Source organism: Actinoallomurus acanthiterrae (assembly GCF_054775715.1).
Window position 1 is genome coordinate 8,761,061 of sequence record NZ_BAAHCO010000001.1, and the last position, 12,427, is coordinate 8,773,487.

The 12,427-nt window shown below is 69.5% G+C and carries 15 protein-coding genes; 6 read left to right on the forward strand and 9 right to left on the reverse strand.

Annotation, left to right across the window (positions count from 1 at the left end):
• Window positions 1-176: 176 nt before the first annotated feature.
• Window positions 177-1,148 carry a GlxA family transcriptional regulator gene (locus tag ACYVF7_RS41230; RefSeq protein WP_460351424.1) on the reverse strand — a complete coding sequence of 324 codons (972 nt, stop codon included), beginning with the start codon at window positions 1,146-1,148 and terminating at the stop codon, window positions 177-179.
• Window positions 1,149-1,245: 97 nt separating this feature from the next.
• Here ACYVF7_RS41230 and ACYVF7_RS41235 point away from each other — a divergent pair, with 97 nt between their 5' ends.
• The gene (locus ACYVF7_RS41235) at window positions 1,246-2,088 is read left to right on the forward strand and encodes a dienelactone hydrolase family protein (protein ID WP_460351425.1); all 843 of its coding nucleotides are present in this window, start codon (window positions 1,246-1,248) and stop codon (window positions 2,086-2,088) included.
• A 93-nt stretch (window positions 2,089-2,181) separates the two neighbouring features.
• Here ACYVF7_RS41235 and ACYVF7_RS41240 read toward each other — a convergent pair whose 3' ends face one another.
• Window positions 2,182-2,703: a MerR family DNA-binding transcriptional regulator gene (locus ACYVF7_RS41240; RefSeq protein ID WP_460351426.1), complete on the reverse strand. Its 522-nt coding sequence runs from the start codon at window positions 2,701-2,703 to the stop codon at window positions 2,182-2,184.
• On the opposite strand from ACYVF7_RS41240, the gene ACYVF7_RS41245 reads away from it, so the two are divergent.
• Window positions 2,689-3,429 carry a class I SAM-dependent methyltransferase gene (locus tag ACYVF7_RS41245; RefSeq protein WP_460351427.1) on the forward strand — a complete coding sequence of 247 codons (741 nt, stop codon included), beginning with the start codon at window positions 2,689-2,691 and terminating at the stop codon, window positions 3,427-3,429. The genes ACYVF7_RS41240 and ACYVF7_RS41245 overlap by 15 nt on opposite strands.
• Window positions 3,430-3,629: 200 nt before the next feature.
• Here ACYVF7_RS41245 and ACYVF7_RS41250 read toward each other — a convergent pair whose 3' ends face one another.
• Window positions 3,630-4,010: a winged helix-turn-helix transcriptional regulator gene (locus ACYVF7_RS41250; protein WP_460351428.1), complete on the reverse strand. Its 381-nt coding sequence runs from the start codon at window positions 4,008-4,010 to the stop codon at window positions 3,630-3,632.
• 72 nt (window positions 4,011-4,082) lie between these two features.
• On the opposite strand from ACYVF7_RS41250, the gene ACYVF7_RS41255 reads away from it, so the two are divergent.
• Window positions 4,083-5,012 (forward strand): NADP-dependent oxidoreductase, encoded by a 930-nt coding sequence (locus ACYVF7_RS41255; RefSeq protein WP_460351429.1) that lies wholly within the window; start codon window positions 4,083-4,085, stop codon window positions 5,010-5,012.
• A gap of 63 nt (window positions 5,013-5,075) precedes the next feature.
• On the opposite strand, the gene ACYVF7_RS41260 is transcribed toward ACYVF7_RS41255, so the two are convergent.
• Entirely contained in the window at window positions 5,076-5,468 is a 393-nt protein-coding gene (locus ACYVF7_RS41260; RefSeq protein WP_460351430.1) for a winged helix-turn-helix transcriptional regulator, read from the reverse strand.
• A 151-nt stretch (window positions 5,469-5,619) separates the two neighbouring features.
• Between ACYVF7_RS41260 and ACYVF7_RS41265 the strand changes: the two genes are divergently transcribed.
• Window positions 5,620-6,369 (forward strand): alpha/beta hydrolase, encoded by a 750-nt coding sequence (locus ACYVF7_RS41265; RefSeq protein WP_460351431.1) that lies wholly within the window; start codon window positions 5,620-5,622, stop codon window positions 6,367-6,369.
• Here the strand turns inward: ACYVF7_RS41265 and ACYVF7_RS41270 are convergent.
• Complete coding sequence (locus ACYVF7_RS41270) at window positions 6,366-7,340, reverse strand: STM4015 family protein (RefSeq protein ID WP_460351432.1); 975 nt, start codon at window positions 7,338-7,340, stop codon at window positions 6,366-6,368. The genes ACYVF7_RS41265 and ACYVF7_RS41270 overlap by 4 nt on opposite strands.
• A 121-nt stretch (window positions 7,341-7,461) precedes the next feature.
• Complete coding sequence (locus ACYVF7_RS41275) at window positions 7,462-7,845, reverse strand: winged helix-turn-helix transcriptional regulator (RefSeq protein WP_460351433.1); 384 nt, start codon at window positions 7,843-7,845, stop codon at window positions 7,462-7,464.
• 97 nt (window positions 7,846-7,942) lie between these two features.
• On the opposite strand from ACYVF7_RS41275, the gene ACYVF7_RS41280 reads away from it, so the two are divergent.
• Window positions 7,943-8,350 carry a RidA family protein gene (locus tag ACYVF7_RS41280; protein ID WP_460351434.1) on the forward strand — a complete coding sequence of 136 codons (408 nt, stop codon included), beginning with the start codon at window positions 7,943-7,945 and terminating at the stop codon, window positions 8,348-8,350.
• A gap of 22 nt (window positions 8,351-8,372) precedes the next feature.
• On the opposite strand, the gene ACYVF7_RS41285 is transcribed toward ACYVF7_RS41280, so the two are convergent.
• Window positions 8,373-9,296, reverse strand: coding sequence for an NADP-dependent oxidoreductase (locus ACYVF7_RS41285; RefSeq protein ID WP_460351435.1), 924 nt, complete (start codon window positions 9,294-9,296; stop codon window positions 8,373-8,375).
• A gap of 93 nt (window positions 9,297-9,389) precedes the next feature.
• Here ACYVF7_RS41285 and ACYVF7_RS41290 point away from each other — a divergent pair, with 93 nt between their 5' ends.
• On the forward strand, window positions 9,390-9,959 hold the full coding sequence (locus tag ACYVF7_RS41290; protein ID WP_460351436.1) for a TetR/AcrR family transcriptional regulator: 570 nt from the start codon (window positions 9,390-9,392) through the stop codon (window positions 9,957-9,959).
• A gap of 84 nt (window positions 9,960-10,043) precedes the next feature.
• Here ACYVF7_RS41290 and ACYVF7_RS41295 read toward each other — a convergent pair whose 3' ends face one another.
• Both ACYVF7_RS41295 and ACYVF7_RS41300 read right to left on the reverse strand, forming a co-directional pair.
• Window positions 10,044-11,900: a family 43 glycosylhydrolase gene (locus ACYVF7_RS41295; protein WP_460351437.1), complete on the reverse strand. Its 1,857-nt coding sequence runs from the start codon at window positions 11,898-11,900 to the stop codon at window positions 10,044-10,046.
• 91 nt (window positions 11,901-11,991) lie between these two features.
• Window positions 11,992-12,402, reverse strand: coding sequence for a glycoside hydrolase family 97 C-terminal domain-containing protein (locus tag ACYVF7_RS41300; protein WP_460358393.1), 411 nt, complete (start codon window positions 12,400-12,402; stop codon window positions 11,992-11,994).
• Window positions 12,403-12,427 lie beyond the last annotated feature (25 nt).

Consider the following 12,427-nt stretch of genomic DNA (forward strand, 5'->3'; position numbering starts at 1 on the left):
CCACGATTCCCTAAGCTCTGAAAAATCCGAGAATCCCTGTGGCGGGTCGGGACGAAATCGATGCGAGCGCGCCGTCGCCGAATAGGCCGAGCGGCGACCTGCGGTGCTGATGGACTCGTGACGATATGTCCTGGCAGCGGATCGGCCGGTCGTAGGGCGACCGGCGGCGAGGCTTTTCAGTTGGTGCCACGCCGGAAAGTCGCACGGTAGTCCCTTGGGCGCCGTCCGGTGTGCTTTGCGAAGAGCGCAGCGAAGGTTCCGGAGTCCTTGTACCCGACCGCGGTGCAGATGCTGGCGACGGTTCGGTCCGTGGTCTCGAGGAGGTGGCGGGCGCGACGGACCCGCGAGGACTGCAGGTACTCCAGCGGGGTCTGGCCGGTCTCATCTGCGAAGCGCCGTAGCAGTGTCCGGGTGCTGACATTGAACGCGTCCGACAACGCGGCGAGGTCGTATCGGACGGCGAGGTTCTGGTCGAGCCGGCGCATGACCCTGCGGGAGAACTCGTTTCCGGGCGGCGGAAGAAGTCGTGCGTCGACGTAGGGAGTCTGGGATGACCGCGCGTCGTCGACGAGCGCCACCCGCGCGGTCGTCCGTGCCACGGCGGCACCGCTGTGCTCGCGGATCAGTTCCAGCGCGAAGTCGTACATGGCGCTGAAGGCCGCCGTCGTCGTCACACCCTTGTCGGTGACGACCAGACGTTCGGGTCGGACATCGGCGTCCGGGCAGCGTCGAGCCAGTTCGTCCGCGAAAAGCCATGCCGTGGTCGCCTGGCGCCGGTTGAGCAGTCCGGCCTCGGCGAGCAGGAACGCACCGACACAGATCGAGACGACGACGTTGCCCATGGCCGCGTGTGAGCGGATCACGGCGACTTCAGGGGCGAGGGCGGCGAGCTTGGCGTCCACGTCGAGACCCGGCGCGAGTTCGAACCCGGGCACGACGAGCACGTCGACCTCGCGCGGCGGCCGGACGGCCAGCGTCGAACCGCCCGATGCGGCGACACGACGGCGAGGCGAAACGATCGACACCTCGTATCCGGCGCGGTCCGGGTCGGCCACGCGGGTGGCCATCGTCAACAGATCGGGCACGCCGAACACCTCGGACGCGAAGCAGCCCGGATAGGCCAGAACACCAACCCGCAGTGCACTCACGCCCGCCTCCCCGCCACCATGCCTTTGGCGAGATTACCCCTATGCATGGCGGTCTGGCCTGTCGCCTTGTGCGCGCGCATCGGTCCACGCTGTCACCATGAGCGCTGCGAACGAACGCCTTGACGACGCGATCACGGACTTCTCCCGCCGGCTTGTGGAGGTGGACGGAGTGGTGAAGACCGTCTACGTCGCGGGTCGCGGGCCGGCCGTCGTACTGATGCCGGAGATGCCTGGCATCAGCCCTGACGTCCTTCGGCTGGCGCGGTGGGTACGCGATGCGGGCTTCGCCGTCTACGTCCCCTCGCTCTTCGGAGTCGACGGCGCCTATCCGACGGCCGAGGGCGGCAAGGAGGTCGTCCGCCGTGCGTGTGTCAGTGCCGAGTTCCGAGCGTTCGCCGGGGGCGGCACCAGCCCTGTCACCGCGTGGCTGCGCGGACTCGCGCGCCAGGCCCACGCCGAACACGGCGGTCCGGGAGTCGGCGCGATCGGACTGTGTTTCACCGGCAACTTCGCCCTCACCATGGCGCTTCAGCCGGCCGTCATCGCGCCGGTGGTCAACCACCCGTCATTGCCGCTGGACGACCCCGCCGGACTGGAGATCGGCGACGAGGACGCGCGCGCGATCCAAGAACGCGTCGCGCGCGATGGACTGAAGGTTCTCGCCTACCGCTTCGACGACGACCGCTGGTGCACCGGCCAGCGCTTCGCCGCCTACCAGGCACTCCTCGGCGACGCCTTCGACGGCCGCGTCCTCGCGGGCAGTTCTGCCAACACCGACCCGCCCCCGTTCTTTCGCGACGTGGTCGAGACCCCCCACAGCGTCGTCACCGCCCACCTCATCGACGAGGACGGTCATCCCACGCTGAAGGCCAGGGACGAGATCCTCGCCTTCCTGACCGACCGCTTGAACCCGTCTGGACACTCCGAGGGCAACGGCTGAGCCCCGGCGACATCGCGCAGCTGCCAAGGCAGCTGAACCTCTACATCGCCCGCGGCAAGGCCACCTGACGCCGCGACCGATAGCCGTCACTCGCTAGGAGCCGTCTGTCACCTCGTGGAATCGTTGGCCGTGCAACTGCTGGTGTGATTGTGAAAGTGGCTGGCCGGCGAGCCGGGCGGTGATGCCGGCGTTGAAATTGGGGCATTGCGTGATTTCCTCGTGGGGGCAGCGCAGCCCGTGCCTGATGGCCTCGCGGGCGGCCTGCGCCCTGGCGATCTGCTCGTCGAGTTCCGCGAGCTTGCGCCGGGCAAGTCGGCTCCATTCACCGTCCATGCCCTCGCGCGAGGCCAGGAGGGCCTTCTGCTCGGCGAGGGTGAACCCCGCGTCGCTGTAGAGCAGGATCGTGCCGACGACCCGGACGGCCGACTCGGGGTAGCGGCGCTGCCCCGAGACCCTGGCGGGCGCGGGGAGCAGGCCGAGCTCCTCGTAGTAGCGCAGGGCCGAGGCGGCGACTCCCGTACGGCGGGCCAGCTCGCCGATGGTGAGCAGGCCGCCGGGCGTGTTGACTTCAGGTGCACTTGAAGGCGTTGACTGCCGGCCATGCGAACGCGACATGAGGGAAGCATTCCACGGGCGGTGAAGCGGGCGGTGACCGCGGCGGTCGAGTACGGGGTCGCGCGTGCCGGGATCGCCGCCGTCCGTGCGCTGGACCACGACGTCATCGGCCAGGCCCATCGTCCCCGGGGCGCGGCCGGGAGCGTGAACGGCTGGGTGTTCGCCCACCGCCCGTCCAACCGGCAGCGCAACCGGTGGGTGGTCTCGCTGCTCGGTGTGCGGCCCGCCGACCAGGTCCTTGAGATCGGCTTCGGCCCCGGCGTGGCGATCGCGGAACTGGTCCGCGCCGGTGCGGGCCACGTGTACGGCATCGACCATTCCGGCGTGATGCTCCGGCAGGCGTCCAGGCGCAACGCCGCCGCCATCCGGGCCGGGCGGGTCACCCTGATCAACGCCTCGGCCGATCAGCTTCCGCCCGCTCTCGACGGTCCCTTCGACGCCATCCTCGCCGTCAACTCCCTCGGGTTCTGGCCCGCGCCGGCCGAGCGGCTCGCCGAGCTGCGCCGGCGGCTGGCGCCCGGCGGGCGCATTGCCATCGCGTCCCAGCCCCGCTGCCCCGGGGCCACTGCGGACACGTCCCGCAGCGCCGCCCGCGAAATCGAGGACCTGCTGAGAGACGCCGGCTTCACTCACCTGAGCACCCAGACCCTCCCCCTCAGCCCCCCAGTGGTCTGCGTCCTCGCCGCCAACCGCTGGACTGCCACCACCCACGCATCAGCGACCTGATCGGCGGTCAGTCCGCGTGGGCTTCCGTCCTCGACGTGGAGCGGAGCCGCGCGTCGACGTCGCCGCCGATCCGATGTCGAGCCGGGAACACCGCCGAGTCGGAGCGATGCCGCGACCGCATCGGGCGGGCTGATGCTGAGCTTCGCCCCAGGTCGGGGCGAGCAGCGGGGAGTCGTGGCCGTTCGGGGTGAGCGGGGGCCTCAGTCGCTCTGGGCGACCGGCTCGGGATCGGCGTCGAGCGCATCGAGCACCGCGTCGCCGTTCGCCCTCGCCCACTCGGTCAGCATGTGGATCGGCTCGATCAGCGTCGCCCCGAGCGGGGTCAGCTCGTACTCGACGCGGGGTGGCACCTCGGCGTAGGCGTGGCGGCGGATGAGCCCGTGCGCCTCGAGCCGTCGGAGCGTCTGGGTGAGCATCTTGCGGGAGATGCCGCCGATCAGCTCGATCAGCTCGCCATGGCGTACCGGGCCCTTGCTGAGGCCGTAGAGCACGACCACCGTCCACTTGTCGGCGATCAGCTCGACCGCCAGACGCCCCGGGCAGTCGGCGAGAAACACATCACCGGGCCTGAAACCGCTCATGGCGCCAAAGGTACCTGCAGGTTCCTATCGGAAACCTAGCCTGGGTTGCTCCCCCCCAAAGCCAGGAGAGTCATGCGAGTCATCACCCAGCAGACGCTCGGCGGTCCCGAGGTGCTCACCATCGTGGACGCGCCCGAGCCCCGGCCCCTCCCGAGCGAGGTTCTCGTCCGCGTCAAGGCGATCGGGCTGAACCCGCTGGAGGCGCGTCTGCGCGCCGGCGAGTTCCCGCTGATCGGCCGGCCGCCGTTCATCCTCGGCTGGGACATCAGTGGCGTGGTCGAGGAGGCGCCGCAGACGTGGCGGTTCAGACCCGGCGACGAGGTGTTCGGGATGCCGTTGTTCCCGCGGGCGGCGAGCGCGTACGCCGAGGTCGTGTCGGCGCCGGCGTTGCACCTGGCACGCAAGCCGGCGTCGCTCTCGCACGTCGAGGCGTCGGCGCTGCCGGTCGTCGGGCTGACGGCGTGGCAGGGCCTCGTCGACCTCGGCGGCGTGACCGAGGGCGACCGCGTCCTGGTCCACGGCGGTGGTGGCGGGGTCGGCCACGTCGCGATCCAGATCGCGAAAGCGCTCGGCGCGCACGTGATCGCGACCGCCGGCGGGAGCAAGCGGAAGTTCGTCGAGGGGTTCGGCGCCGACGAGGTGATCGACTACACGGCGGTCGACTTCACCGAGGCGGTCCGCGACATCGACGTCGTGCTCGACACGATCGGCGGCGACACCGTCGAGCGGTCGCTCGAAGTGCTCCGCCCGGGCGGTCACCTGGTGACGGCGGTCGCCGAGGAGAATGCGGAGCTCGCCGCCAAGTACGAGGCGGCCGGCATGCGCTTCAGCGGCATCGCGGTCGACCCCGATCCGGTCGCCCTGCGAGGTCTCGTCGAACTCGTCGAACAGGGCAGGCTCCGGGTCCACGTACAGGAGACGTTCCCGTTCGAGCGCGTCACCGACGCGCACCGGCTGCTCGACGGCGGTCACCTCCAGGGCAAGCTCGTCCTCACCGTCTGATCCCATCGTGGGGCCTCGCGTGAGCGAGGCCCCACTGCTACCGCCGCCTCGCCAGTCCTCTGACTAGGCGGGCGGGGTGTCGGGGCGGGCGTCGTACGTGGCGCGGGCCGCGTCGATGTGTGCCAGGTGCGAAATGCTCCACTCCAGCAGGGGTGCGGTGGCTTCGCGGAGGGTCTTGCCCATCGGGGTGAGTTCGTAGCTGACGTGCGGCGGCATGACGTTGTGGACGGTCCGCGTGAGGATTCCGTCGCGTTCCAGGCTGCGCAGGGTGACGGTGAGCATGCGCTGGCTGATTCCGTCGATGGCTCGCTTGAGCTCGGTGAAGCGGCGCGGTTCCTGGCTGAGGTTGCGCACCACGAGCAGTGACCATTTGTCCCCGACGATGCCGAGGACTTCGCGGGTCCGGCACGGGTCCTCCTGGGGTGCCGACCGCGACTCGCTGCCCGTTGTGCCCATGGTTACCTCCAGAGAACCGGGGCACCGAAATGTGCCTTATTGCCCGAAGTGCGATAGGTGCACCACGATTGTTTCGGTTCTCAAAGAGTACCGAGGCACAAAAAGGAACCGCTAGATTCCCTCGCCTCCACACCCCGAAGAGGAAGCAGCGATGTCAACATTCCTGCTGGTCCACGGCGCTTGGCACAGCGGCCGGTGCTGGGCGCGGGTGGTCCCGCTGCTGGAGTCGGCCGGGCATCGCGTGTTCGCGCCGTCGCTGACCGGCTACGACGACAAGGCGCACCTACTCAGCCCCGAGGTGGGGCTCGACACACACGTCGAGGACGTCATCAGGCTGATCCACGAGGAGGACCTGACCGAGGTGGTACTCGTCGGTCACAGCTACGCGGGCCTGGTCATCTCGTCCGTGGCCAACCAGGTCCCGGACCGGATCGCGCAGCTGGTGTACCTCGACGCGATGGTCCCGGAGCACGGCGAGACCGCCGTCGACGTCCAGCCCATCACCCAGGACCTGATCGACCTGGCCGCGAAGTCCGACAGTGGTTGGCGCGTTCCGCCGCTGCCCGAGATGCCTCCGCCCTTCGGCCTGTTCGGGGTCACCGACCCGGCCGACGTCGCATGGCTGCGCACGATGCTCTCGGACCAGCCGGTGCGCTGCCTGCAGCAACCGGTCCGGCTGGACAACCCGGCCGTGAACGCGATCCCGCGCACGCACATCCACTGCGTCGGCGGGAAGCCGGAAGGCATCACCCGGCGGCCCGTCCCCGCTGTACAGCCCAATGGTTCTCCGGCACGGGTGTGGGAACTGCCGACCGGGCACGACTGCATGATCACCATGCCGACGGAGTTGAGCGCACTGCTGCTCAAGCTCGATGGCCCGACATCACCCGACCAGGTTTAGTAGCTGACCGGTCCCACGCAGATGTCTCGCTCTTCGTCCTGCTCGGCGTCGTCCCGTTCGAGGTCCACCTCGACGCTCGAGGGTTCGAGCGCTTGGCGTATGCGCTGCCGGGAGGGCTCGCTGAGGTAGTTGTAGTGCAGGTCCAGCTTCTTGAGATGGGTCAGCGGCCGGCCGTCGAGCAGGGCGGCGGCGCCGTCGTCGCCCAAGGTGCCCAGGGACAGGTCGAGCACCTCGAGCCGGGCGACCACCGGGGCGGACGCCACGGCGGCGGCGACCTCGTCCTGGATCTCGCTGTTGCGCAGGGCCAGGTGCCGCAGCCGGGGCAACCGGACACCGGACAGAATCGGCTCCAGATCGGCTGCCTTACAGTCCGCTCCGTACTCCGAGCCTCCCAGCCACAGTTCGAGGTGCTCCAGCGCGGGCAGTTCGCTCGCCCCCACACCGCGCACGACGTCGACCGGCAGACCACTGCTTTCCACGATCAGCCTGCGCAGCGAGTCATGGCGCAGGGCGGGGAACCTCAGTCTCAGGGTTTCTCCCAAGCTGATGCCTTCGCCCGCGCGCACGCCGAATTCCTCCAGTGCGGGGAAACCTGCCAGCAGCGGAGTGACGTCGGTCTGACTGATCCGGGAGATGTGGCACTCCTTGCCCGTGATGTCCCCAAGGAACACCGACCGCAGGGCGGGCAGCCGGTCGCGCACGGCCAACAGCGCATCGATGACCTCGGAGGGATCGGTGTCCTCCGGGTCTTCCCAGATGCCGACGATCAGCGCGCGGACCCGCGTGATGTCGACTTCGGCGCAGAAACGGCCGAAGGCCTCCTCCCACAGCTCCTCGGATTCCCACCTCTGGTGGCCGATCCGCCAGGCCACGGCGTCGGGCTCAGGCAGCCTTGCCGTCTCGCCGGACTCGGGGAACGTGAAGGCGGGGAGACCGTACAGCTCCTCGAGGTGGTGGTCCTGGGTTCTCATTCGGGTTGCTCCTGCCGTACGACGTGTCGGGGGCGATGCACGCAGCAGTTCTACCGATGGCGACCGACAGAGCGCACCGGTAGGACCGGTGGCGGTCCTGCGCGCAGGAGTGCTCCAGTCGTCAGGTATCGAAGCGGCCGCGAGCGGTCTCGATGTGGCCGAGGTATCGGTGGGTCCAGACGCACATTCCGTCGACCGTCGCCCGGAGGGCTCGCCCGGGCTCGGTGAGGGTGTACTCGACCCGCGGCGGCACGGTGGGGTGCACCGTCCGCTCGACCAGTCCGTTGCGCTCCAGCATGCGCAGGTTCTGGGTGAGCATCTTGTGGCTGATCCCCTCGACCTCGTTCCGCAACTCGCTGAAGCGCAGGGTGCCTTCACCGAGCATCTCGATGATCAGGAACGCCCACTTGTTGGCGACGTCCGAGAAGATCTCCCGCGCCAGGGAGTCGGCGCGCCTCAGGTCGGCGTCGTCGGCCGAGGCGCCCTTGAGCTGTGTGGTCACCATCAGGTTCCCCAGTCACTGAAAAGTGCGTTCTTCCATGTCAGCGTCCACTCTCCTATGGTTCCTGAGTAACCACAAGAGATCACAGGAGATAGGCAGCATGGCCATCACTCTGGTGAACCCCGACGGATTGCCCAAGATCGGTGTCTACCGGCAGGTGTCGATCGCATCCGGGTCGAAGCTGGTCTTCATCGCCGGACAGGTCGCCTGGGACGCCGAGGGGGTCACGGTCGGCGAAGGCGACCTCACCTCCCAGGTCGAGCAGTGCTACCTCAACATCGCCACCGCCCTCGCCGAGGTCGGCGGATCCTTCGACGACGTTGCGAAACTGACCTTCTACGTCGTCGATTGGACCCCCGACAAGATGCCCGCCCTCCTGGAGGGGATCTCCCGGGCGGCCACGCGGCTGGAGATCACCCCGGTGCCGCCGGCGACGCTTCTCGGTGTCGCGGCACTCGACGTTCCTGACCATCTCGTCGAGATCGAAGCCACCGCGATCCTCGACTGAACCGGCGCCTCTCACCCACTGATCACAGCGTGACCACGATCTTGCCGTGGACGTGACGTCCGGCCTGCAACGTGACGGCGTCGCGGATCTTCTCGATCGGGAAGGTCGCGGCGATGGGCACGGTGAGCTCGCCGGCGAGGATCGCATCGGTGATCCGTTCCATGTCGTCCGGCCCCGCGTCGAAGCCGCCGGTGGCGCGCACGCCGCCGGGAGGGTTGGGGCCCGCGGCGATCGTGGAGATCCGCTCGGGCGGTACGCCGAGCGCCAGCGCGGTCTCGGCCGTCTCCGTGCCGAACAGGTCCGTCGCCGCGGTCACTCCGCCGAAAGCCAGTACTCGGTCCGCCAGTCCGGGGCCGTACGCCACTGGCTCGGCATCGAACTGCCGCAGGAACTCGAAGGTGCCCGCCGAGGCCGTGCCGATCACGGTGGCACCGGCGAGCTTCGCGAGTTGTACGGCGAACACGCCTACGCCGCCGGCGGCGCCGCCGATCAGTACGGTGTCGCCGGACCGCAGGTCGATCGCCGCCAGAGCGGCGGCGGCGGTGAGGCCGGCCACCGGAAGCGTGCTCGCCACCTCGTCGCCGATGCCGTCCGGCGTCGGAAAGAGCGCTTCGGAGCCCTCGGCAGGCGTCTTGACCACCACGAAGTCGGCGACGGCTCTGCCCAGCGCGCCGCCGTGGACGCGGTCGCCCACGGCGAAGCCCGTGGCGCCGTCGCCGACCTCGTCGACGACGCCGGCGAAGTCGTATCCGAAGCCGGACGGCACGGTGATGCCGAACTGCGCCGCCGCCTCGGGCCGCGAGGCGATGATCCAGTCCATCGGGTTCAGCCCGGCGGCCGCCACGCGGACGCGGACCTCGCCCGGGCCTGCGTGCGGCTCCGGAACCTCTCGCAGCTCCAGCACCTCGGGACCTCCGAACGTCTCATAGATGACGGCTCGGCTCATGGGGGACCTCCAGCAGAGAAGGTGATGGGACTTGGTGCCATCACTGCCATCACCATAACAGAGTGACGGGACCAAGTGCCGTACACTCCTCCCATGGCCCGCTGGCAACCGAACGCGTCAGAGCGACTGGCCCTGGCCGCCCTCGAACTGTTCGCGGAACGGGGCTACGAGAACACGACGGTGATCGACATCGCGCAGCGCGCGGGGCTGACGAAGAGCACCTTCTTCCGGCACTTCCAGGACAAGCGGGAAGTGCTCTTCGGCCACGACGCGATGACCGGACTGTTCGTCGAGGCGATAGTCGCAGCGCCGGCGACCGCCACCCCGCTCGAGGCGGTGGCTCATGCCCTGGACGAGGTCGGGAGGAAGTCCTTCACGCCCGCCCGCCGCGAATTCAGCGCCCTCAGGCGTACGGTGATCGCCGGCAGCCCGGAACTGCGAGAGCGCGAAGCGCTGAAGGGCCTCGCTCTCACCGCGTCGATGACCGACGGGCTCAAGCGGCGCGGCGTTCCCGACCTGGCGTCGTGCGTGGCCGCGGAGTTGGGCGCGCTCGCCTTCAAGATCGCCTATGAGCGCTGGAGCGACACGGCCAACGGCGACGACTTCGGCGAGGTCGTGCGGCGAGCACTCGGCGAAGTGCGAGCGGCCAGCGCCTTGTGCTGACGCGAACGCGGCCCGCCCTCCTCGGCGCCTGGCGGGTTGCGTGAGGAGGGCGGGCCGTCTCCTGGAGAGTCCGGTTCGGGCCGATCAGCCGAAGGGCTGCGGCTGCGGCACCGCGACGGTGTCGATCACCGGTGCCGGGCCGTCGTCGTTCGAGAAACGCAGGACGTTGCCGACGCTCCCTGGCTTCAGACGTACGCGGGCGACGGCGACGTTGGTCGCGTTGGACCCGGTCGTCGGGAAGGCCAGCTTGACGGGCGCGTCGTCGTTGACCGTCAGGTAGGCGTACCGGTTGGCCGGGTCCGAATTCACGTAGCTGATCTTGAGCGTGTAGTCCCCGGGACGGGGCGCGATGACGTGGTCGATCCGCAGCACGCCGGCGGGGGGCGGAGCGTTCCCGCTGGGCAGGTCGATGGCGTCGACGACGACCGTCGCCGCGGTGGAGGCCGCGTTCTTCTGGCCGGTGACCACGATCTTCAGGGTGTGGTCCCCGTCGGCGAGCCCGGACTTGGCGTACAGGGCCTGCTGGAAGCTCTTGCCGCCGGCGACGTAGGTGTCCACCGTGGCGACCTTCGCGTCGTCGAGGTAGACGTCGGCGATGCCGCCGTTGGTGTTCTTCGGGCCGATCCACCGTACCGCCGTGCCCTTGAAGCCGACCGTGACGCTGTCGCCGGCCTGGACGCTGAAGGACTCGTTGTTGCCATAGTCGCCGTCGGTCCACCCCTGGTTGGCGGCGTGGGTCCACGCGCCGCTGTAGTGCAGCGCCGGGTCGACGTCGTCGTAGGTGTAGGAGGTCTGGCCGCCGCCGACGCCGATGCCGCCCACCGCCGTACCGCCCGAGCAGGCCGAGCAGGTGACCACCTGGGCGCCGTTGGAGAAGGTGCCGTCGGCGGCGGCGTCATAGACGGTGTCCGTACGCTGCGGTTCCCAGGTGCCGTCGGCGACGTCGAGCGACCAGGAGGACTGCCAGTTCAGCGACGCCTTTCCGCCGCCGATCGACATCGGCAGCCAGATCGGCGCCGAGTCGTGCAGGTGGCTGGCGTACCAGCGGTCTCCCATGAAGACGTAGGTGGTGCCGTGCCGCCCCTTGACCGGCAGGACGAAGCTGGTCTGGGAGTTGAACGTCTTGCTGCCGGCCGGCGCGAACGGCTTCCAGTCGGACCACGGGCCGCTCGGCGAGGTGGCCGTGGCGTAGTCGTTGTCGTTGGTGTTCCACCCGGTCAGCTTCGAGCCGAACAGGTAGTACGTGCCGTCGACCTTCACCATGGCCGGCGACTCGCGGTCGGGCAGTACGGCCGCCGGTGACTCCACGGTCAGGTAGTCGGCGGACAGCTTGTCGACGCGCAGGCCGTTGTTGCGGTCCTCCGACAGCAGGTAGGCGGTGCCGTCGTCGTCCTGGAACAGACCGAGGTCCCGGCTGAGCTGGCCGAGCGGCCGGGCACTCCCCCGATACTCGTACGGCCCGCACGGCGTGGCGCTCGTCGCGACCCCGGCGCGGGCGTCGCCGTAGTTGGGCGAGTCGATGTGCGTGTACATCACGTACTGGTGCGTGGTCGCGTTGTAGATGACCTTCGGCCGTTCGACCACGCGGTTCGGGCCCAGGTCGCCGCTCGCCTGCCGGGACAGCGCGTCGGCGTGCCGGGTCCAGGACACCAGGTCGGTGGAGGAGTAACAGGCCACGGCGGTGAACGCGCTGCCCGCGACCTTGTCCTCGCCGTACGCGTAGTAGGTGTCGCCGACCTTGAGAATGCCGGCGCCGTGCAGTTGCGCCAGCTCACCGTTCTGGTCGTTCCAGGCGGCACCGGGAACGATGGCGACCGCGCCCGGCGCCGCAGGCGGGCCGGGCGGGTCGTCGCCGTTCTCGGCGGACGCGCCGGCCGCGCCGGCCAGCGTGGTCGTCATGGCGAGCAGCACCGCCACGACACGGGGGATGAGTCCGCGCATGTCACTCCTTCAGGGGGTCCCCGGTCCAGGGGGAAGGATCCGGTCCGGGCCCGGGGCACCCGGATCGGTGTCGGCTACGGCGAGGGGGCGGTCAGCGGCGTTCGAAGCGGATGGCCTGCCCGCCCGACGGCGCGAGGTCGAGCCGCAGCGTGTCGCCGGCCCGTACGGTGCGCTCGGACAGCACCACCGGTGTGCCGTGAGGCGCGCTCGCGGGCGCGCCGTCGGCGTACACGTGCGCCTGCCACTCGCCGTGTTCCAGGAAGTCGGTGCGGACCTCGACGGTGCGGGCCTGTTCGTTCGTCATCGCGCCCAGGAACCACGTGCCGCCGTTCCGGCGGGCGACGACGACGTGCTCGCCGATCTCGCCGCCGAGGGTCCGGCTCTCCTGCCAGGTGGTGGGGACCGCGTCGAACCAGGACAGTTCCGGATACCCGGTGGCGAACTGGCTCGGCTTGGCGTACCAGTAGATCCATTCCAGCGCGCTGTAGTAGACGGCGGCCATGGCCAGCTGGTGGGCGTTCGTCGTC

Bases quoted from the DNA above. Each gene is read 5' to 3' on its own strand.
- ACYVF7_RS41235 (WP_460351425.1), top strand. From the start codon at position 1,246: ATGAGCGCTGCGAACGAACGCCTTGACGACGCGATCACGGACTTCTCC.
- ACYVF7_RS41245 (WP_460351427.1), top strand. From the start codon at position 2,689: ATGCGAACGCGACATGAGGGAAGCATTCCACGGGCGGTGAAGCGGGCG.
- ACYVF7_RS41240 (WP_460351426.1), bottom strand. From the start codon at position 2,703: ATGTCGCGTTCGCATGGCCGGCAGTCAACGCCTTCAAGTGCACCTGAA.
- ACYVF7_RS41250 (WP_460351428.1), bottom strand. From the start codon at position 4,010: ATGAGCGGTTTCAGGCCCGGTGATGTGTTTCTCGCCGACTGCCCGGGG.
- ACYVF7_RS41255 (WP_460351429.1), top strand. From the start codon at position 4,083: ATGCGAGTCATCACCCAGCAGACGCTCGGCGGTCCCGAGGTGCTCACC.
- ACYVF7_RS41260 (WP_460351430.1), bottom strand. From the start codon at position 5,468: ATGGGCACAACGGGCAGCGAGTCGCGGTCGGCACCCCAGGAGGACCCG.
- ACYVF7_RS41265 (WP_460351431.1), top strand. From the start codon at position 5,620: ATGTCAACATTCCTGCTGGTCCACGGCGCTTGGCACAGCGGCCGGTGC.
- ACYVF7_RS41270 (WP_460351432.1), bottom strand. From the start codon at position 7,340: ATGAGAACCCAGGACCACCACCTCGAGGAGCTGTACGGTCTCCCCGCC.
- ACYVF7_RS41275 (WP_460351433.1), bottom strand. From the start codon at position 7,845: ATGGTGACCACACAGCTCAAGGGCGCCTCGGCCGACGACGCCGACCTG.
- ACYVF7_RS41280 (WP_460351434.1), top strand. From the start codon at position 7,943: ATGGCCATCACTCTGGTGAACCCCGACGGATTGCCCAAGATCGGTGTC.
- ACYVF7_RS41285 (WP_460351435.1), bottom strand. From the start codon at position 9,296: ATGAGCCGAGCCGTCATCTATGAGACGTTCGGAGGTCCCGAGGTGCTG.
- ACYVF7_RS41290 (WP_460351436.1), top strand. From the start codon at position 9,390: ATGGCCCGCTGGCAACCGAACGCGTCAGAGCGACTGGCCCTGGCCGCC.
- ACYVF7_RS41295 (WP_460351437.1), bottom strand. From the start codon at position 11,900: ATGCGCGGACTCATCCCCCGTGTCGTGGCGGTGCTGCTCGCCATGACG.
- ACYVF7_RS41300 (WP_460358393.1), bottom strand. From the start codon at position 12,402: ATGGCCGCCGTCTACTACAGCGCGCTGGAATGGATCTACTGGTACGCC.